General features: G+C 30.2%; 1 protein-coding gene. It reads left to right on the top strand.

All coding sequences use genetic code 11. From position 1 onward, the window contains the following. Nucleotides 1-104: 104 nt before the first annotated feature. Nucleotides 105-1,156: ATP-dependent nuclease (locus tag HMPREF0023_RS09180; RefSeq protein ID WP_008941930.1), on the top strand; the 1,052-nt coding region annotated here is incomplete at its 3' end.

Raw genomic sequence — 1,156 nt, 5'->3', positions numbered from 1 at the left:
GTTTAATGATGGGGATACTGACAACATATTTGAGGTTGTAGAAGCGTTTAATGAAGCGGTGGCTTAATTTTTAAATTTTCATCAATAATTAATCAGGTATAACTGTGTATATTAAGAAGTTATCAATTACGGGATATCGTTGTTTTTCAGAGCTTTTTGAGATCAACTTTAGGAAAGGTTTAAATGTAATTGTTGGGGAAAATGGAGCTGGTAAAACAGCTATTATCAACTCGTTTCGACAACTATTTATTGATACTGAATCTGGCTCTTATAATGTTTCTTCTGATGATTTTAATAAACCATTTAAAGAAGCTTCTATAGCAGCTGACTCTTTCAAAATAAAAGTTGAATTTGATAATTTAGAAAATGCTGAACCAATAGCATTTCTACAGTGGAGTGATGCTGTAAATAATGTAATTTTAAACTTAGAAGTCTTAAATAAAGAGTTACGTGGGCGTTTTAAAAAAAGTTTCTGGGGTGGAAACTCTAAAGCATCACAATTTGATGTTGAACTATTTGACAAAATCCATTGTATTTATCTACCTCCATTACGTGATGCGGAATCAAAGCTAGTAAATGGAAGACAATCTCGTTTATCAAAACTATTAAAGTTTATTGAAGCAGACCAGCTTAAAGCGTGTAAAAAAGCTGAGACAAAACATCCTTTAGAAGAAAAATTTAAAGATTTTAATCAATCACTTATCGATGATAAAGATTCAAGTATTAAAAAGGCAAATAAACTGATTGCAGATCATTTGCTAGAAGCTATTGGTCAGAATTTTAGTCAATCAACACATATACAATTTGTTGAAAATGAATTTTCAAAAATTGTTGAAAATTTAAGATTAATTTTCTTTCCTAAAATTACAACTGCTGAAGCAGATCAATTCAGAGATTTATGTCAGAATAGCCTTGGCTACAATAATTTATTATATATTGCTTCTATACTTGCAGAATTAACCTTAACAAAGGAAGAGTCACTATATAGACTTTTACTCATTGAAGAGCCAGAAGCCCATTTACATCCTCAATTGCAGGTTCGTTTATTAGATCATCTTGAGACTGTAGCAAATGAACATAACGTACAAGTTATTGTTACTACTCACTCAACAGTATTAGCTTCAAGTGTTAAATTAGATAAAATTATACATTTAAC

The sequence above is a fragment of the Acinetobacter sp. ATCC 27244 genome (assembly GCF_000156555.1).
Classification (GTDB): Bacteria; Pseudomonadota; Gammaproteobacteria; order Pseudomonadales; family Moraxellaceae; genus Acinetobacter; species Acinetobacter haemolyticus.
This window is presented reverse-complemented; position numbering and strand designations above follow the sequence as displayed.